General features: G+C 73.3%; 20 protein-coding genes. 4 read left to right on the plus strand and 16 right to left on the minus strand.

Annotation, left to right across the window (positions count from 1 at the left end):
• Positions 1-66 precede the first annotated feature (66 nt).
• The 10 genes from IEY37_RS14805 to IEY37_RS22825 form a co-directional block, all read right to left on the minus strand.
• Positions 67-555, minus strand: a complete 489-nt coding sequence (locus IEY37_RS14805; RefSeq protein ID WP_188942900.1) for a hypothetical protein — start codon at positions 553-555, stop codon at positions 67-69.
• 140 nt (positions 556-695) lie between these two features.
• A complete protein-coding gene (locus IEY37_RS14810) occupies positions 696-2120 on the minus strand; it encodes an NADH-quinone oxidoreductase subunit N (protein ID WP_188942902.1) in 1425 nt (474 codons plus the stop codon).
• 5 nt (positions 2121-2125) lie between these two features.
• Complete coding sequence (locus IEY37_RS14815) at positions 2126-3619, minus strand: complex I subunit 4 family protein (protein ID WP_188942905.1); 1494 nt, start codon at positions 3617-3619, stop codon at positions 2126-2128.
• A gap of 2 nt (positions 3620-3621) precedes the next feature.
• Positions 3622-5568, minus strand: a complete 1947-nt coding sequence (locus IEY37_RS14820; protein WP_229674459.1) for a proton-conducting transporter transmembrane domain-containing protein — start codon at positions 5566-5568, stop codon at positions 3622-3624.
• A gap of 25 nt (positions 5569-5593) precedes the next feature.
• Positions 5594-5896, minus strand: coding sequence for an NADH-quinone oxidoreductase subunit NuoK (locus IEY37_RS14825; RefSeq protein WP_188942907.1), 303 nt, complete (start codon positions 5894-5896; stop codon positions 5594-5596).
• Entirely contained in the window at positions 5893-6456 is a 564-nt protein-coding gene (locus IEY37_RS14830) for an NADH-quinone oxidoreductase subunit J (protein ID WP_188943129.1), read from the minus strand. Before IEY37_RS14830 ends, IEY37_RS14825 begins: the two co-directional genes overlap by 4 nt.
• A gap of 106 nt (positions 6457-6562) precedes the next feature.
• On the minus strand, positions 6563-7507 hold the full coding sequence (locus IEY37_RS22180; RefSeq protein ID WP_373298351.1) for a complex I subunit 1 family protein: 945 nt from the start codon (positions 7505-7507) through the stop codon (positions 6563-6565).
• On the minus strand, positions 7504-8736 hold the full coding sequence (locus IEY37_RS22190; protein WP_229674462.1) for a hypothetical protein: 1233 nt from the start codon (positions 8734-8736) through the stop codon (positions 7504-7506). Before IEY37_RS22190 ends, IEY37_RS22180 begins: the two co-directional genes overlap by 4 nt.
• Positions 8727-9077, minus strand: coding sequence for an NADH-quinone oxidoreductase subunit A (locus tag IEY37_RS14840; protein WP_188942911.1), 351 nt, complete (start codon positions 9075-9077; stop codon positions 8727-8729). The genes IEY37_RS22190 and IEY37_RS14840 overlap by 10 nt, the downstream gene beginning before the upstream one ends.
• Before the next feature lie 39 nt (positions 9078-9116).
• Entirely contained in the window at positions 9117-9521 is a 405-nt protein-coding gene (locus IEY37_RS22825; protein WP_373298352.1) for a four-helix bundle copper-binding protein, read from the minus strand.
• 182 nt (positions 9522-9703) lie between these two features.
• Between IEY37_RS22825 and IEY37_RS14850 the strand changes: the two genes are divergently transcribed.
• Positions 9704-10039 (plus strand): ArsR/SmtB family transcription factor, encoded by a 336-nt coding sequence (locus IEY37_RS14850; protein WP_229674463.1) that lies wholly within the window; start codon positions 9704-9706, stop codon positions 10037-10039.
• Positions 10040-10098: 59 nt separating this feature from the next.
• On the opposite strand, the gene IEY37_RS14855 is transcribed toward IEY37_RS14850, so the two are convergent.
• The 5 genes from IEY37_RS14855 to IEY37_RS14875 all read right to left on the minus strand — a co-directional run bounded on the left by IEY37_RS14855 (position 10099) and on the right by IEY37_RS14875 (position 13318).
• Positions 10099-10308, minus strand: coding sequence for a hypothetical protein (locus IEY37_RS14855; protein ID WP_188942915.1), 210 nt, complete (start codon positions 10306-10308; stop codon positions 10099-10101).
• A 132-nt stretch (positions 10309-10440) separates the two neighbouring features.
• Entirely contained in the window at positions 10441-11079 is a 639-nt protein-coding gene (locus tag IEY37_RS14860) for a hypothetical protein (RefSeq protein WP_188942917.1), read from the minus strand.
• Entirely contained in the window at positions 11076-11666 is a 591-nt protein-coding gene (locus tag IEY37_RS14865; protein ID WP_308426390.1) for a C40 family peptidase, read from the minus strand. The genes IEY37_RS14860 and IEY37_RS14865 overlap by 4 nt, the downstream gene beginning before the upstream one ends.
• A gap of 629 nt (positions 11667-12295) precedes the next feature.
• Entirely contained in the window at positions 12296-12871 is a 576-nt protein-coding gene (locus tag IEY37_RS14870; RefSeq protein WP_229674464.1) for a GNAT family N-acetyltransferase, read from the minus strand.
• 162 nt (positions 12872-13033) lie between these two features.
• Positions 13034-13318, minus strand: a complete 285-nt coding sequence (locus IEY37_RS14875; protein ID WP_229674465.1) for a PIN domain-containing protein — start codon at positions 13316-13318, stop codon at positions 13034-13036.
• 238 nt (positions 13319-13556) lie between these two features.
• Between IEY37_RS14875 and IEY37_RS14880 the strand changes: the two genes are divergently transcribed.
• Positions 13557-14411 carry a hypothetical protein gene (locus IEY37_RS14880; RefSeq protein WP_188942919.1) on the plus strand — a complete coding sequence of 285 codons (855 nt, stop codon included), beginning with the start codon at positions 13557-13559 and terminating at the stop codon, positions 14409-14411.
• 22 nt (positions 14412-14433) lie between these two features.
• Here IEY37_RS14880 and IEY37_RS14885 read toward each other — a convergent pair whose 3' ends face one another.
• Complete coding sequence (locus IEY37_RS14885; RefSeq protein ID WP_188942921.1) at positions 14434-15843, minus strand: purine-cytosine permease family protein; 1410 nt, start codon at positions 15841-15843, stop codon at positions 14434-14436.
• Positions 15844-16042: 199 nt separating this feature from the next.
• Between IEY37_RS14885 and IEY37_RS14890 the strand changes: the two genes are divergently transcribed.
• Positions 16043-16759, plus strand: a complete 717-nt coding sequence (locus IEY37_RS14890; RefSeq protein ID WP_229674466.1) for a class I SAM-dependent methyltransferase — start codon at positions 16043-16045, stop codon at positions 16757-16759.
• Positions 16760-16956: 197 nt separating this feature from the next.
• Entirely contained in the window at positions 16957-18618 is a 1662-nt protein-coding gene (locus tag IEY37_RS14895; protein ID WP_188942925.1) for a carbamoyltransferase family protein, read from the plus strand.
• Positions 18619-18653: the final 35 nt, after the last annotated feature.

Raw genomic sequence — 18653 nt, forward strand, 5'->3', positions numbered from 1 at the left:
TCCCCCAACAAGATCAATCAGATCGTGTCGCAACACCCGTTCAACCAACGTCTCCGGTCAGTACATCTAGACCCGGATCACGCACAAGGCCTCCCGAGGCCGGTTCTGACCCGGTGGACCACGGCGCCGCACCGGCCCCCATGACGTCAACGCTGCCAGCCGCGCTGCAGGATCGCGCCAGAGCCGGCCGGACAGCAGCAGCGCGAGCGTGAGCGCGGTGCCGGTGACCAGGAACAGGACGCAACCGGCCAGGTCGCCATGATCAGTCGGAGAATCCGCAGGCTTGGGCGCCGTCGCAGGACCATGCGCAGGATCGTTCACCGCGGGTGGCGCCACCTCTGCGGTCATCGCATCGACTTGGTCGTCGACGGTGATCATCATCGCGGTGGCGTCCCCGGTGGGCCGCTCAGTGGTCGCGTGGGTTGACTGCACTGCGTGTACACGGTCGGATGTACCGCTGGCGCCGGCGGGCAGCAGCGCGCCGTGCCCTCCGGCTGAGTCCTCAGCGGTGAGTACGTGCATGCCGAACAGGCCTGCGAGCACGGCGAGCAGCATCGCGCACCGCAGCGGCAGCGGCGCCCGCCGCCAGCTGACTCGCTGCCTACCGCCCCGCACGTGTTCAGTGTTCCATTCGATGCCCGGACGACCCGGCTTCCTCGACGTCCCGCGAGCACGCGTCTGATCCGCGGCCCGGGTCACGGGATGGCACCCAGGATCGGCAGCGAGCCAGCTCCAACACCGAGGAGCAGCACACCAGCGGCGGCGAGGACCACGGTCCGCTCCGCCCATGGCCGGCGCTCCGAGATGTCGCGTCGATCGACGTGTCCCTCAGCGCGGTCGCCTGCTCGCGCCGGGCGGGCGAACGTCGGGGCGAGCCAGCGCAGGAAGTAGAACAGGCTGGCCACGGTGTTGACCGCGGCGACGATGACGAGCCAGGCCAGTCCCCCGTCCCAGGCGGCGGTGAAGGTGGTGAGCTTGCCCAGGAACACCGCGGTCGGGGGGGTGCCGACCAGGGACAGCAGCGCGACCAGCAACGCTCCGGCCAGCCAGGGCCGGCTCGTGCCCAGACCTCGGTAGGCGGCCAGGTCGGTGCGGTGGGGCACCGCCGCGACGACGGCGAAGGCGGCGAGGTTGCTCACGGCGTACCCGGCCAGGTAGAGCAGCAGGGACGGTTCGGCCAGCGGGGTGCGGCCGGCGACGGCCACGGGCAGGAGCAGGAAACCGACCTGGCTGACGGTGGACCAGCCGAGCAGGCGCCGCGGGTCCCGCTGGGCGAAGGCGGCGAAGGTGCCCACCGTCATGGACAGCGCGGACAACGCGGCGACCAGCAAGGGCCAGTCGGCCACTCCCGGAAGCGCGTCGATGAGACGGTACATCGCCACCAGCGCGCCGACCTTGGGCACGGTGGTCAGGAACGCGGCCGCGGCGGTGCTGGCGCCCTGGGCGGCGTCCGGGACCCAGAAGTGCCCGGGCACCGCGCCGGCCTCGAACAGCAACCCGGCCAGCACCGCCACCGCACCGACAGCGACCACCGCCGGCACGACCGAACCCGAAGTGCTTGAGCCGGCGTACCCGGTGCCGCCGGTCATGGCGAACAGCAGGGTGACCCCGAGCAGCATCACGATGCCGAACAACGCCCCCAGCAGGTACGTCTTCATCACCGCTTCTGCGGCCCGGGCGGTGCGGCTGATCCCGATGAGCGCGTACAGCGGGATGCTGGTGAGCAGGTAGGCCACCGCGAGCACCATCAGGTCGGTGGTGCCGGCCAGCACGACGGCCCCGGTCGCGGACAGCAGCACCAGGCAGCAGGTCTCGCTCTCCCGCGGCGACCCGCGCAGTTCCTCGGTGCCCAGCAGCAGCACCAGCGCCGTGGCCACCGCGATCACCAGCCGGACGGTGCCGGTGGCCGCGTCGACGGCGTAGCTGTCGGCGAACACCGACCGGTCCGGGCCGGCCAGCGCGACGACGGCGGCCGTGGCGGCCGCCCCGCAGGCCGCCAGGGCGACGATCCGGGCGATCCACTGCCGCTGCCGGGGCAGGAACGAACCGGTCAGCAGGGTGGCGATGGCGCCGGCGAGCAGGCAGATCTCCGGGAGCAGGGCGAGCGGGTCCTCGCCCATGCCCGTCACCGGCCGACCAGGGAGACCACGACGTCCGCCGCGGGCTCGATGACCTCCAGCAGGAACCGGGGCACGATCCCGATGACCACGGCCAGCACCAGCAGCGGGCCGGCCGACAGCAGTTCGACCGGTCGCAGGTCGGCGAAGCCGGCCGACTTCGGACCCGGTGCCCCGGTGAGCAGCCGCTGGATCGCCCGCAGGAACAGCGCCGCGGTGATGAGGATGCCGGGCAGCGCCAGCGCCGCCCACCCGGTGGCGCCGATGCTGCCGGTGAAGACCTGGAACTCCGCGATGAACCCGCTGAACCCGGGCAGCCCGAGGGAGGCGAACGCCGCGACGGCCAAGAAGCCGGCGAAGCGCGGCGCCGGTCCGGCCAGCCCGCCGAAGTCGGCGAACTCGTAGCTGCCGGCGCGCCGGTGCAGCACCCCGGCCAGCAGGAACAGCGCACCGGTGATGAGCCCGTGGCTGACCATCTGGGTCACCGCGCCGGACACCGCGACCTGCCGGGCGGCGGCGTCGGTCCCGGTGACCACCCCGGCCGCACCGACGGCCAGGACGACGTACCCCATGTGATTCACCGAGGTGTAGGCGATCATCCGCTTGACGTTGCTCTGGGCCAGGGCCACCAGCGCCCCGTAGAGCACGGACACCACACCGACGGCCACGACGACACCCGCCCAGGCCCGCCAGGCGTCCGGCAGCATCGGCATGGCGATGCGCACGAAGCCGTAGGTCCCCAGCTTCAGCAGGACGCCGGCCAGCACCGCCGACCCGATGGCCGGAGCGTCGGTGTGGGCCGGCGGCAGCCAGGTGTGGAAGGGGAAGGTCGGGGTCTTCACCGCCAGTCCGACCAGGACCGCGGCGAGCACCAGACCGCCGACCGCTCCGCTGCCCTGCAGGGGGGCCGCGGCGATCAGCGCAGGGATGTCGAAGGTGTGCGGGTCGGCGGCCAGGTACAGCCCGATGAAGCCCACGAGCAGGGCGAGGGACCCAAAGAACGTGTACAGGAAGAACTTCAGCGCCGAACGGGCCGCGGTGACGCCGTGTCCCCAGCCGGCGATGACGAAGTACATCGCCACGATCGACAGGTCGAAGAACAGGAAGAACAGGATGAGGTCCTGCGCGACGAACACCCCGAGACAGGTCGTCTGCAGGAAGCAGAACAGCGCCGCCTGGGTCCGCGGCCGGGTGCGTTCGGCCAGCGCGTACACCGCGCAGGCAGCGAAGACGACCGTGGTCAGCGCGAGCAACGGCAGAGACAAGCCGTCGACGCCGACGTGGTAGCTGCTGCCCACCGACGGCAGCCACCGGACCTGCTCGACGAAGGCCAGCCCGCCGTCCGGCGGCGTCCGGTAGGCGATCCACAGTCCGACCACGATGCCCAGGTCGGCGACCGAGATCCCGACCCAGGTCCACCGGGCGACGCCGTCGGGCAGCCGGCGCGCCGCCGCGAGCACCGCAGCGCCGACCAGGGGCAGGAACACCAACACGCTGAGCACGTTCATCCTCCAAACACGAACAGGACGCTCACCGCGGCGAGCGCCGCTGCGGCGGTCAGGACGATGACGACCTGGGCGTAGTACTGGTGCAGCTGGCCGGTCTGCGGGCGCCGAGCCAGGGTGCCCAGCCCGCGGGCACCGCGCGCGATGCTCTGCACCGCGCGGTCGATGCCGGCCCCGTCGACCCGAGCGGTGACGCCGGCCAGTCGGACGCCGCCGCGCGCGGTCCCGTCCACCGCGCGATCGAGTGCCCGGTCGTCGAAGCGGGCCGCCCACCGACCGGCGGCCAGCACCGACGACGCCGCGGCGCGCACGCCGGCGTCCACCACGCGGTCGTCGAACCGAGCCAGCTGCTGCGCCAGGGCCAGGACCGGCCCGACGACCACCCGGTGGGCCGCGCCCTCCAGGCCGAGCCAGCCCACCGCCCAGCCCAGCCGAGGCGCTCCGCGCCACAGCACCAGCACGACCACGGCCACCGACACCACCCCGGACAGCAGCAGCGACGTCCAGTCGGCCGTGGGACTGGTGGTGTCCCCCAGCACCCGACGCACGGCCGACCCAACCGGCGGCAGCGCCAACACGCTCAGCACGGACGCCGCCCCGGCCAGCGGCACCATCGGCCACCGCTCGGCCCACCCGACCCGGCGGGTGCCCCGTTCCTGCCGGTCGTACCGGTCCTGGACCCCAACCGGAGCCGGAGCCAGGACGACCCGCAGCACCTTCGCCGCGTACGCCGCCGACAGCACCGCACCCACGAGCCCGGTCAGGTACAGCGGGAGCGAGGTCTCCCGGGCAGCGGCCAGGACCTCGTCCTTCGTCGCCCACAGCGAGAGTGGCGGCACACCGGCCAACGTCACCGCCCCGACCCCGGCGCACCCACCGACCAGCGGCCACCGCCGCCCCACCCCACGCAGCGCGGCAAGCTCTCTGGTCCCCAGCGCCGACAGCCAGGCCCCGGCGGCCAGGAACAGCAACGCCTTGGTGGCGGCGTGCGCGATGAGGTGGGCGGTGCCGCCGGCCACCGCCGACACTCCGGCGGCCAGCACCACGAAGCCCAGCTGGGCCGCCGTCGACGCGGCCAACAGCTGCTTGAGGTCACGCTGGGCCACAGCCACCAGCCCCACCAGCACCGCGGTCACCGCACCGGCCCACGCCGCCACCTGTGCCGCCCAGCCCGCCGCGGCCAGCAGCGGCGCCGTACGCAGCAGCAGGAACCCGCCCATCGCGACCATCGCGGCCGAGTGCAGCAGCGCGCTCACCGGGCTGGGACCCTGCATGGCGCGCGACAGCCAGAACGAGAACGGCAGCTGCGCCGCCTTGCCCAGCGCGGCGACCAGCACCCCACCGGCCGCCACGTGGAGCCAGATCCCGGACGCGGCGGGCAGGTCCGCCAGCGCCCAGCCGGCGCTGCCGGCCAGCGCCGCCGCCGCGGCCGCGTACAGCCCGAGATCGGCCAACCGGGTGGTCAGGAAGGCCGTCCCGCCGGCGGCGACGTCCTCGGGCCGGTGCCAGCGGAAGCCGATGAGCGCGTACGACGTCGCGCCCATCACCTCCCACGCGACCAGCAGCGTGGGCAGCGTCGTCGCGGTCACCGTGACGGTCACCGCCGCGGAGAACAGCAGCATCAGCCCGAAGAACCGACCGGTCGCACCACCGATGTCGCCGCCGGCGAACACCAGCACGAACAGCGTGACAGCCGCGACCGCGGGCAGCACGAGCGCCGCCAGACCGTCCACGGCCAGGGCGAAGTCCGCGCCGGCCAGGAACGGCACCGACACCACCGGCCGGGCCAGAGCCACCACCACCGCCAGCACCAGGTCGACGACGGCGACCGCGACGGCGACGGCCGCAGGACGCCGACCGTCGGACCCGAGCAGGCACAGCACGACCCCGGCCGTCGCCGGGAGCAGCACCGCGGCCACCAGCGCCGCCTGGCTCACCACGGCCACCGCCCCGAACCCCGGTAGGTGGGCGTCATCCGGCGAGGTCCGCAGCCATGTCGGTCATGTCCGACTGCCGAGAACGGTGCAACACGGTGGCCACGGCGAAGCCCATGGCCATCTCCACGGTCATCGCGGCCAGCACCACCAGCAGCAGCACCGCACCGTCGATCTGCGGAGCCAGGAACCACAGCACTGCCGCGACGGCCAGGATCACCGCGTTCAGCATGAGCTCCAGCCCCATCATCACCATCACCACGACCTGCTGGGACAGAGCGCCGTACAGGCCCACGCAGAACAGGGCCGCCACCACGATCAACACGGCCGGCAGGCTCACCGCCCCACCCCGCCCCGTTGCGGGTCGGTGGGCGGGCGCCGCCGCAGGTCGTCGCCGAGCCGGTCGTACCGGCCGCGCGGCATGGCCAGCACCAGGGCCGCCACGATCGTGGCGAACAGCACCGGGCTGACCGTGAGCATGACCAGCATCTTGGGTCCCATGATCGATTCGCCGAGCGCTCTGGTGACGTCCGCGATCGGAGTGCCGCGTCGAGATGGCCACGGCACCAGCAGCACCCCGACCGTGAGCACGACGAAGAGCCCGACCGACAGGCCCAAGGCGGTGCGCCTGCCGTGCACCATGCTCATCGGCATCAACGCCGGGTTCATGCCCATGAACATGACCATGTAGACGGCCATGATCGCCATCTCCATGATCATCATGAGGGCGGTGACGACCCCCAGGTAGTCCTGCCGGAACAGCACCAGGACCACTGCCACCGCGACGAACGAGGCAGCCAGGCAGTACGTCGCCCGCGCCATCGAGTCCACGCGGAACACCAGCGCCCCGAACACCACCGCGACGCCGGCCAGCACCCAGAACGCCACCGTGCTCAGCACTCCCACCGCTCCTCCTTCCAAATGCGGTCCCGGGGAGCCCGAGGACGCGCCGACGCCGCCCCGGTTCCTGTCGCTGTCGCTGTCGCTGTCGCCGTCGCCGTCCCTGTCACCGAGCCACCACCACGACCGAGACCACGAGCAGCTGCAGCAGTGTCACCGGCACCAGCACCAGCCACCCGACCTCCATGAATCGGTCCGGTCGCAGCACCGGCAGCCGGCGCCGCAGCACCACCAGCGCGGACAGCACGGCAAGCGTCTTGAGGGCCATCCACGCCCATGCGGGCAGCAGCGGTCCCGCACCGCCGCCGAGGAACAGCGCCGCGGCGAACCCCGAGCCCGCGGTGAGCAGCAGGTACCGGCCGGCCAGCACGATCAGCCGGTCGACGCCCGAGGCCTCGGCCAGCACGCCTCCGGCGATGTCCGAGCCGGCCGGGGCGCTCAGCGGTCCAAACACCGAGAAGCCGGCCACGCCCAGGCAGAAGGCGAGAAAGGCGACCGGCATCCACACCACGAACCACAGGCTCTGCTGGGCCTGCACCACCCCACCGATCCGCAATGTTCCCGCGGCCACCGCCGGTGCCGTCAGCGCGAACATCAGGGGAAGCTCGTAGGCAAGCGCCTGGGCCAGGAAGCGGTACCCGCCGATCAACGCGTGCGCGCTGTTGGGCCCCCATCCGGCCAGCCAGACCGCCGCCCACACCGCCACGTCCACCGCGTTGAACCACACCACGCCCACCGGCCAGTCGACGAGCGTCCAGCGGCCGAGCGGCAGCACCGCGGCCATGAGCAGCGCCGCGACCGGCAGCGCGGCCACCCCGATCCGCCACAGCAGCACGTCGGCCGCCACGGGGACCCGGCGCCGCTGCCGGAGCAATCGCGCCACCGCAGCGGTGACCGTGCGACGCCGACCCGGTCGAGCCCGGTCTGCCCGACCGGCCGGCACCGAGTCCAACGCTGCGTCCAGGGCCGCCGCGACCACCGCGCCGGCCAGCAGGACCAGGGCGACCACCGGCGCCCACCCCGCGCTCAGCGGCGTCACGCCCCCGGTCACGAGCCGGCCCCCGGATGCCGACGCACGATGGACGCGTCCGGGTCCAGGCTGGCCACGACCAGGCGTGCCGCGGCGAGGTCGAGCCCGGTCACCAGCTCGGGCAGCCGGTCGAGGCGTTGTCGTTCCAGCTGCGGATCGGCCGGTTCCCCGGCGCCTCGGTCCAGCAGCAAGTCCCGTGCGTGGTCGAGCCGCGTGAGCAGCCGGTCCCGCACGTCCCCGCGCAGCAGTGCCGGAACGTCGTCGGGGACGCCGCCCGGCGGCCACGGTGCCCGACCGAGCACGCCGAGCCCGCGCACCGACCAGCGCAGCAGCCGCGAGCGCCGGACCTGGCGGGTCACCTGCGCCACCTCCTGCGCGCAGTCCTCCAACGGTGCTCTGTCCAGGATGCCGTCGCGGACCCGCCGAAGACGCTGCGACAGGTGGTCCCAGCCCGCGACGGCCAGGAACCGCGCGGCGCTGTCGCACTCGGCGGCGGCGCGCCGGGCCTGCCATCCCTCCGTTGTGCCTGCCATGATCTTGGGCGCGTGGTCCGCAGCTGGTCCCAGCGTTGACACCTGGGCTTGGACCACAACGTCACCGTGCAGCACGCACCGCACGACCAGCCCGGCCGGCCAGTGCGGCAGCACCGGTCCCAGCGGCACCGTGAGCTCATCCATCTCCAGGCCGTCGCGGTCGTCCTGCGCTCCGCTCGCCAGCGGCACGCCGCCCGGCATCGGCATGTCCATGTTCATGTCACCGGAGTCGTCCATGTCGTCCATGTCGTCCATGTCGTCCATGTCGTCCATGTCGCCCGAGTGATCCACATGGTCAGATCGATTCTGATTGCCATCGGACTCGGCGGGTGCGGGTGCGGGTGCCAAGCTCGATTCCTCGAGATCGGTGGCCTGCCCTCGGCTGCCGGCGTCAGCGCGCTGTCGAGGGGTATCCAGCAGGGCAGTAGCGGCCTGCTCGAGAACGGCGGCGCAGTCCCGCACGTCGTCCACCAACACCCGCGCCCGAGGCCCCGGCAGCTGCATCCACACCGCCTGCACCGCCTGAGCGAACTCGCGACCGGGACGGCCGCAGACGGCCAGGACGTCCGCGTCGGCCGGGCTGGTCGCGAGTCGCCAACCGCGGCACCGGACCTGCCGCTCCACCGCGACCCGCGTGTCGGCCCACCCCGGAACCTCGACGAGCAGCACCGACGCCGCCCGCACCGCCGCTCCCGTCACCCGCTCGCTCAGACCCATCGCAGCGCTCCCTCACGCCACGCCCACAGCACACCGAGCAGGAGGAGCCCGAGGAACACGAACATCTCGACCACCGCGCCGGCGCCCACCTCCCGGACGACCACCGCCCAGGGGTACATGAAAACCATTTCGACGTCGAAGGCCAGGAAGATCAAGGTCGCTGGGTACCAGCGGACGTGGAACCGCGAGAGCGCGTGCTCGTTAGGGCGCCAAGCGGACAGGAACGGCAGCACACCCAGCGGGCGTGGGTCGACCGCGGTGCGGAGGGCGACCCACCACAGGAGGGCGACCGAGACAAGGGCGGTGAACAGCATCGAGGCCACCCCGACCAACGTCGACATTCAGCCCTCCTCACCACCGTGCCGAACCGGGCATGACGATCAGCCGAGGCTGTCGAGCAGTTGGCGGCACGCCTGCTCACAGCGCCGGCATGCCTGAGCGCAGACGCGACAGTGGCCGTGCATTCCAGCGTGCGACTCACACTCATTCCCGCACGCCTTGCACGCCGCCGCGCATGCCTCCAACACAGCGCGAGTCGCGCTCGCGTCGGACCCGGCAAGCCGAGTCAGCACCCGCCCGGTCGCCTCACACACGTCCGCGCAGTCCAGGTCGGTCCGGAAGCACGTGACGAGCTCGACGACCGTGTCCTCACTCACGCAGGCGTCGGCGCATGCCGCGCACGCCTGCGCACACTCCGCGCACGCTTGGATGCACTGCACCAGGACGTCCCGGTCGACTCCGGCCAATCCTCTGGTGCTGAGCACCGCGTCCGGACCGCTCATCATGGGTGCTCCCTTCCGCTCGAGTCGCGGGCACGCCCACCCTCTGACCTGTCCTCTCCCGTCACAATCGAGAGCGACTCACGCACGCACAATAACCGCAAACTCGTACGGATAACCGGCTGAGAGGCAACTCCACCATGACGTCGGACGCCGAGCCGCACCAGCACCCCGTCGACCCTGTGCGAGTGCAGTGCGCCCGCGACCATCTGCCCCCCCTGGAGGACGTCGCGCGCACCGCGAGCATCTTGAGCCTGCTCGGCGACCCCACTCGTGCCCGTGTCCTGTATGCCTTGGACATCGTCGAAGAGCTGTGTGTCGGTGATCTTGCCCTCGCCCTGGACAGCAGCGAAGACGCCATCGGCTACGCCCTACGGATCCTGCGCACCGCCGGCCTGGTCAACAACCGCAAACAAGGGCGCGTCGTCTACTACCGCCTCGCCAGCGGCTTCCCTGAACCACTGCTGGATCACTGCCTGCGCCGCCTGGTCGACCTGTCAGCGGACACCGAACCGGACGAGTGACCAGCTCGCGCCGGCCAGCTGACGCACCGGCGGTCGTGATGGTGCCGGCCGCGTACGGGCTACCGCTCGAGGTCTCGGCCGTCGTCCGCGGCTTCGAGGTGCCGGTCGTCATCGCGGACTCGGAGCCCGTCGACGCTGCGTCGCGCTGCCGCCGACCGCTGCTGCTGTTGCTGTTGTTGCAGGTTGGCGCGGTACCGCTCGGTCATCCGGGCGGTCCGTTCGTTGAGGTCGACGAGTCGTTCCAGGGCCTGGATCAGCCGCTCGGCCACCGGAGCCGTCGACCATCCACCGGGTGGCGGTGACCCGGGGAACGGCAGCCTCGCCCGCGGAAGCAGCGGATCGGCGTCACGGTCGGGTCGGCGTGGGGGTCCGGGTGCAGTCATCGCGGAGGGTCCTTTGCGTCAGTAGTCGCGGCTGGCGATGCGCCAGCCGTCGGCGGTGCGGACGGCGGTGAGGGTGACCGCCAGCGCCTCGTCGGGCGGGTCGCCGCCGGTGGCGCAGGTGGTGTGCAGGGTGCCGGCGGCCTGGACGTGGGCGGTGCTGTCGGTGCGGGGCGCTTCGGGCGGGATCACGGCGGCGGCGTCGACGACGCGGGCGGTGCAGCGGCGGTCGACGAAGTCCTGCCAGGCCACGCCGGGGCCGCGGCCGTCCCGTCGCAGCTGAAGGTTCTGCTGCGCGAGCTGCTCGGTGACGTAGGGGGCGGTGCGGTCGATCCAGGCATCGGCCGCGCCGGTGAAGCTGGCCGTCCGGTAGGCGACCAGCCAGGCCACCGCCAGCTGCTCGACCGCGGCGGTCGGTTCCTCGGCCGCTGAGAAGCCGGCCGAGTTCGTCGGCGGGGATGGCGGCGCGGCGACCCTCGTCTGGATGCCGGTCGGGCTGGCAGTGCCAGACGGTGTGGGGCTGGGAGCGGCGAGGCGGACGGTCGGCGGCGCGCCCGCCGTGGGTGTGCCGGCGGGCGCGGTGCACGCGGCCGTCCCCGCGGCGATCGGGGCGGCCAGCAAGGTCAGCAGCAGCCGGCTGGCGCCGGCGCGACCGCTCATGCGCCCGGCCGGACGGCGCCGATGAACTCGGCGCCGCGGTTGCCGCCCCAGATGCCGCTGCTGATCTTGACCACATCGCCGGACTGCGGCGCCTCGACCATGCGGTCGTCGCCGAGGTAGATGCCGACGTGGTGGATGCCGTTGGCGGCGCCGTTGCTGGAGTACAGGAGCAGGTCGCCGGGCTGCAGGGCGGCTCGGTCGGTCAGGTGACCGAAGGCGGCCCAGATCGCCTGGGTCTGGTGCGGCACGGCGACGCCGATGCCGGCGTAGGCGTACAGCGCGAGGCCGGAGCAGTCGAACCCGACCTTGGCGTAGTCGCCGTGGGCGTCGGCCACTCCCCCGTCCCGCATGCCCAGGGTGGGGCCGTTGGCGTCTCCGCCGCCCCATGAATAGGTCACGCCGAGCTGGCTCAGCGCCCGGTTGATCACCGCCTCGGCGCGCGGGTTGCTGGGCAGGCTGACCGACGTGCCGCCGCCAGGACCGGCCCCGGCGGAGGCGGTGCAGGTGCGGCCCTCGACGGCGCCGACGACCTGGTTGGCCGGCTGCTCCCACTTGGCGTAAGCGTCGGGGGTCTCGGACTGCTGCACCCGCTGCGCGGCCACGGTGACCGGCAGCTGCTCCAGCCGGCAATGTCCGGCAGGCCGGTGTAGAACATCGCCGCGGACTTCGCCGGGTCGAGCCGGTCAGCCAGCGGTCCAGGCATCGAGCTGCTGGAACAGCCCCCGGGAGGACGACATCGGGCCGTTTGTGATCGTCGCGCCGGTCCTGGTGGACCTCGGGTCCCAGACCCTGGCGCGTAGGGCGAAAGGTTGAGGATTAGCGCGTCACCGGTCGGGGGGGGGTGGGACGGGACGTCCTCGGCGCCGCTCGGGGTGGACGCTTGTGCCGCCGCGGCCTTGGCGCTGAGCAGGGCACCGGTGACGAGCAGGGTCCACGTGGAACCCGTGGCGATCCGGCCGGTGCTACGAGTGGTGGGGGGAACTGAGTTCCTCCAGTGCGTCATGGCGACCGGTGTGGTGCCGGCCGCCGGCCGGGCCCGTCCCGACACCCGTGAACCTGGCGGGGTGCGGCCGCCGGCGAGCCGGGTGATCGGCCGATGACCAGGGGAACGCGACTCCGTTCATCGATCGATCGATCGACCGACGGACCGACGGACGGTGCACAGCCGTGAGCGCCGTCCACGCCGGCCGCACGGTCCGCAGGACGGAGCGCCCGGTCAGTCGGCGAGGTGGCGCCACCAGGTGACGCCGTCGCCGATCCGGCGGAACCCGGCGGTCCGGTAGAGCAGCTCGCCGTCGGGGGTGGCGTTGAGCACCGCATGCCGCGCGCCGGCGCGCCGCGCACCCGCGCACACCGCCGCCAGCAGGGCGGTGCCCAGCCCGCGCAGCCGGAACGGCGGCCACACCTCCATGTCGAAGACGCCGGCCAGCTCGCCGTCGACGAACGACCAGGCGTGACCTGCGAACCGGCCGTCGACGTGCGCGCCCGCGTACCACGCGCGGGTCGGCTGCTCGCGAGCCAGCGCCAGGAGCCGGCCGTACGCCGCGTGCTCGCCCTGGTAGTCATCGGTCTCGAGCTGGAGGCGGACCCGCTGGTCGGCCTCGGCCGGGACGTCCACCAGCTGGGCGGCCATCCACCACGGCGACCAGCCGCGCTCGAACCCGACCTGTTCCAGCGGCGCGGGATTTACGTCCGGGCCGAGCCACGCCCCGACGACGTCCCGACCGAGCCCGCGGGCGCGGGCGACACCGCGACGGAGCGCCGGCGCGTCGAGGAGCGTCGGCAACAGCACGTTCCTGCCGTCAGGGCCCGTCCATCCACGACATCCCGCCGTCGTCCACACAGTCCCTCCGTCCGCGCGGGCTTGACTGCTGAACCACGCGGCCTGCACTCGCTCGCAGTCGGCCACCGTCACCGCGGGTGGGGAGGGCCGGCCCCCCGAACCCCGGCCGGATCACGACACCGAGAGCGACTCGACCGGCGCGAGCGGCACCACCCCCCGGGCGCGCGCGGCCATGTCCGGGTCCACCGTCACCAAGGCGTCCGCCTGCAGCCGCGTCACGGCCAGGTACTCGGCGTCGACGGTGGTGTCCCAGCCCTGCTCCTGGGCGATCCGCCAGGCGGTGCGCCGGGAGACCCGGTCGCCGAGCAGGCGCATCTTCAGCTGGGTCAGCCCCTCGTGCCGCTCCAGCGCGTCGGCCTCGGTGAGATCACCGCGCCGCACCGCGGCGAACAGCAAGGCCAGCGCCTGGGAGCACGGTGGCCGGCGCGACCAGGCTGTGCGACGGATGCACCTCGACCCCGGACGAAACGACGTGCAGCAGGGTGGGCGCGTCGAGCACGTACCGGGTCATGACGCAGGCCGGTCGGAGTCGATCATCCGCCGAGGGTAGGACCGGTTCAGGACGGCGGCCGTCCGGAACGGCCGGCACCGCGCGACCCTGCCGGTCCGCCTGCGCCGCGCCTACCGTGGAGCCGTGCGGACGGGACGCGGCGCCGGGGGACTCCTCCTGCTGGTGGCCGTGGCGGGCATGGTTGCGGTGGCCGCCTGGATCCGGCCGCCCATCTCCGGGTCGCCCGCCGCCGAGCCGGTGCCGGCCCCGCCCGCGGTGGGGGACTGCCTGCTGGTGGACCCCGCGGACGCCGTCGGCCCGCCGACCGGCCCCTGCACGCAGCGGCACCTCGGCGAGGTCGTCGCCGTGCAGCCCCGGGCGGCCGTCGGCCCCGAGTTGTCGGTGTGCTCGACGCCGGGCGCGGTCACCTACCTCGGCCTGCAGCCCGACGGCACCCTCGACGGCACCTGGTCCCCGGCGACGTTCGTCGCCGACCGCCAGATCGGGCCCAGCCGGCGCCAGCGGGCGGCCGGCCAGCAGTGGACGGCGTGCGTCCTCGTCCCGGCGCTGCCCGCGGCCGACACCACCTACACCGGCACCGCACGCGGCGCCTTCGCGGGCGGCCGGCTCCCGCAGGTGTACGCCGTCTGCGCCGGGACGGTGCTGGGGGAGCGGCCGATGCCGTGCGGGCGTGCGCACACCGTGGAGGTGATCGGTTCGACCTGGGTGACCGGTCCGGTGGACCGCGCCCGGCTGGCCCGGGGGTGCGCCGACCTGGTCCGGCGGGTCACCGGGCTGGCAGACCCGACGGCCGCAGGGGCGCTCACCCTGTCGTCCGAGGTCGTGGGCTGGTCCAGCGACGGCATGACCGGCGATCCTGCGGACGAGTCGGTGCGGGCCCGGTCGACCGGGACGGCGCTGTGCGCCGTGCACGCGTCTCGCGAGCTGCGCGCGACGCTCGTCGGGATCGGTGACCGCCCATTGCCGTGGGAGCGCTGACGCGACGACCGGACCGCCGAGGTCAGCGAGCCGGTGATCCGGGCCGATCCGCGGCCGCCGGGTCGGTGGGCGCCAGCCGCAACGCGAGGAGGTAGAAGACCACGCCGGCCACGCCGCCGACGATCCACGACACGTCGACGCCGCCCAGCCGCTCCACCAGCGGGCCGGTGTAGAAGGTCTGCGCGATGAACGGCACCTGCGCGGCGACGGCCAGGACGTAGGCGACCAGCCCGGGCCACAGGAAGCCGCGGTAGCGGCCGGCCGGGGTGAAGAACGACGGGACGTCGTAGTCCCCGCGTCGCACCAGGTAGTAGTCGGTCAGGTTGATCGCGCTCCACGGGATGAGCACGTAGAGCAGCACGCTGAGGAAGTTCTCCAGGTTCGCGACGAACTCCCGGTAGCCCAGCAGCGCGCACAGGGTGCCCACCGCGATGACCGCCAGCGAACCCGCCACCCGCACCACCACGGACCGGCGGACCGTCCGGAAGCAGCTCACGATGCTCGCGACGGCGAGCATGCCGGTGTACGAGTTCACGACGTCCGACCCGATCAGGCTCAGCGCCAGCACGGGCAGCACCCACCGGCCGGCCACCTCGCCGATCGCCGCGACGGTCGACTCCGCGTCCGGCAGCAGGCTGGTGACGTACGCGCCGAGGAAGGCGCACAGGAAGGTCGGGACGGCGATGCCGGCCGCCACCGCCCAGAACGTCCGGGCCAGGTTCACCGTCGGCGGCAGGTAGCGGGAGTAGTCCGAGACGTACGGCGCCCAACTCACCACGGTCACCACGAACAGCCCGGTCGCGGCCATGAACGTCGGGAACGACGGCGCCGCCGTGTCCGCCGCCGTGCCACCGGGCGAACCGTGCAGCAGCGCCTGCACCAGCACGACGACGAACGTCACCGCGAGCACGGGGGTCATGACCTTCTGGAACCGGTGGATCCAGTCGTAGCCGAACACGGTGAGCACCACGACCGGGACCGCCAGCACCGCGATCCACACCGGCACGCTGACCGATGACACCAGGAGGTTCAGGGCGTCGGCCTGGATGACCAGCTGCGCGGCCAGGAACCCGACGTCCAGCACGATCGAGGCGACGAGCACCAGCACCGCGCCGTAGAAGCCGAACTGGCCGCGGCTCTGGATCATCTGCGGCACGCCGAGCCGCGGTCCCTGGATGGCGTGGAACCCGACCAGGGTCAGCCCGACGAGCACACCGACGACGATGGCGATGCTCGCCCAGAGCAGGTTCAGCCCGAGGAACACCGTCACGCCGCCGAGCACGACGACGAAGATGTTGGCGTTCAGCCCGAACCACAGCGTGAACTGGTCCCGGACCCGCCCGTGCCGCTCGGCGAGCGGGATGGCCTCGATCGAGCGCACCTCGATGCCGCCCGGTCCCGTCGCCGGTCCTGCCGTCGTCCCAGTGCTCACGTGCCTCCGCCGGCTCTCTGCGCTGCGACATCACCGTCGATGGGAGGCGACGGTCGCCTCCGTCACGACCGTAGCGGGATCGGCGACCCGGTCTCGCAGCACGAGGACGGAGGTCGCGCGACCACGGCATCACCGCACCGGCGTTGCCGCGCACGCAAGACGACGCCCGACGCGCGCCTCGGTGCGCCACGGTGGACCGGTGACCGACCCCGCCGCGCCCAGCCCTCGTTCCGCCGCCCCGTCCACCGACCCCGTCCCGCCGACCCACGGCGTCCCGGCGCCGACCGATCCGGCCGCCCTCGCTCCGGGCGGCACCGAGGAGCAGGCCTGGGACCGGCGCTACCTGGAGCGCGAGCAGGTCTGGAGCGGGCAGCCGAACGGCGCGCTGGTGGCCGAGGTGGCCGGGCTTCCGCCGGGGCGGGTGCTCGACGTCGGGTGCGGGGAGGGCGCGGACGCCGTCTGGCTGGCCGCCCGCGGCTGGGACGTCACGGGACTCGAGGTGTCCGGCGTCGCGCTCGCCCGGGCCGCCGAGCACGCGGAGCGGGCCGGGGTGTCGGTGCGGTGGGTGCACTCCGGCCTGGTCGACGCGGGGTTGCCGGCGAAGGCGTTCGACCTGGTCTCGGCCCTGTACCCGGCGCTGCTGCGGGCGCCGGACCGGGCCGCCGAACGCGCGCTGATCGACGCTGTCGCCCCGGGCGGCCGGCTGCTCGTCGTGCACCACGCCGGTATCGAGGACCAGGAGCCGCACGACGGGTTCGACCCGGCGGATTACGTCTCGCCGCGGATGGTCGCCGAGCTGCTGGACGACGGCTGGGCGGTCGAGGTCGACGAGCGCCGCGCCCGGGTGGTCCCCCAGGGCGGGGGCGGTGCGCACCACACCGAGGACCTCGTGCTGCATGCGCGCCGGCTCGCCTGAGCCGTCCGACACCGCCGAACGGAGTCACCTTCCGTTGAGCAGTGCAGGTCGGAACGGGTGAAACACTTCGACGCTGAAGAGATGGAGGTTGACGCGGGCCCGTCCCGGGCACCAGAGTCCGAGTCGGATCGGTTCGAAGCCGAACCGATCACTGCACCGGACACTGCGGCCGGTCGTCTGCTGGGAGGGCTCTGCCTGTGCGAGTGCTGGGCGTCAACGCGATCTTCCACGACCCGTCGGCGGCGCTCGTCGTCGACGGCGAGGTCCGCTCGGCGGCCGAGGAGGAGCGCTTCAGCCGGCGCAAGCACGGCAAGCGGCCGGTGCCGTTCTCGGCCTGGGAGCTGCCGGAGCTGGCCATGCGCTGGTGCCTGTCCGACGCCGGGCTCTCCGTCGACGACATCGACGTGGTCGCGTACTCCTTCGACCCCGCGCTGGCCAAGTCGGCCGACGAGATGGGGCTGTCGGACCCGTGGGACCACCTGCGGGTGACCTACGCCGAGCGCGCGCCCGGCTTCCTCGCCGCCGCGCTACCCGGGCTGGACCCGGCGAAGGTGCGGTTCGTCCCGCACCACGTCGCGCACGCGGCCTCCGCGGCGCTGGCCTCGCCGTTCGCCGACAGCAGCGTGCTGGTACTCGACGGCCGCGGCGAGCGGGCGTCGCACCTGGCCGGGCGGTACACCGGCGGGCGTCTGGAGTACCTGGCCAGCCAGGAACTGCCGCACTCTGTGGGGCTGCTGTACGAGTCGCTCACCGAGCACCTGGGGTTCCTCCGGTCCAGCGACGAGTACAAGGTGATGGCGCTGGCCTCCTACGGCCGGCCGCGGTTCCTCGAGGAGCTCCGGGAAACCGTCCGGGCCACCGACGACGGCGGGTTCCTCGCGCCGATCCCGGACTGGGAGCGCTGGGCGCCCCGTCGCATCGACGACGGCACCTGGGGCGGCGTGCACGCCGACCTGGCCTGCTCCGTGCAGGCCCGCCTCGAGGAGGTGCTGGTCGACCTGGCCCGCTGGCTGCACGCGCAGACCGGGGACCGGGTGCTCACCATGGCCGGCGGTACCGCGCTGAACTGCGTGGCCAACTCGCGGATCTGGCGCGAGACGCCGTTCGAAGAGGTGTGGGTGCAGCCGGCGGCCGGTGACGCCGGCACGGCCCTCGGCGCCGCGCTGCAGGCCGGCGCGGATGCGGGCGACGAGGTGCTGCCGATGCCTGGCGCGGACCTGGGCCGGAGCTGGTCGGACGACGACCTGGCCGCCGTGCTGCGCACCGCGGCGGTGCCCTTCGAGACACCCGACGACCTGCCGGCCGCGGTCGCCGACATCCTCGCGGCCAACGGGATCATCGCCTGGTTCGACGGGCGCAGCGAGTTCGGGCCGCGGGCGCTGGGCCACCGGTCGCTGCTCGCGCACCCCGGTCCGATGGAGAACCTGGAGCGGCTCAACGACGTCAAGGGCCGCGAGCAGTTCCGCCCCGTCGCTCCGATGGTGCTCGCCGAGCACGCCGCCGAGATCTTCTCCGAGGGCCCCATCCCCAGCCCCTACATGCTGTTCGTGCACCGCGTCGCGCCGCAGTGGCGGGAGCGGATCGCCGCCGCCGTCCACGTCGACGGGACCGCCCGGATCCAGACGGTGGACCCGGCGACGCAGCCCCGGCTCGGCGCGACCCTGGAGGCCTTCCGGGCCCGCACCGGGCTGCCGGTCGTGATCAACACCAGCCTGAACACCGCGGGCCGGCCGATGGTCGACGACCCGCGGGAGGCACTCGAGCTGTTCGGGTCGGCGCCCGTCGCGGCGCTGGTCCTCGGGCCGCACCTGGTCCGCCGGTCGGCGCTGTTCGGGTCGGCGCCGGCCGCACGCGCGTGACGGTGGACGCGGCGGTGACCCGGCGGACGCCGGTG

The organism is Nakamurella endophytica (genome assembly GCF_014646215.1).
Lineage (GTDB): Bacteria > Actinomycetota > Actinomycetes > Mycobacteriales > Nakamurellaceae > Nakamurella > Nakamurella endophytica.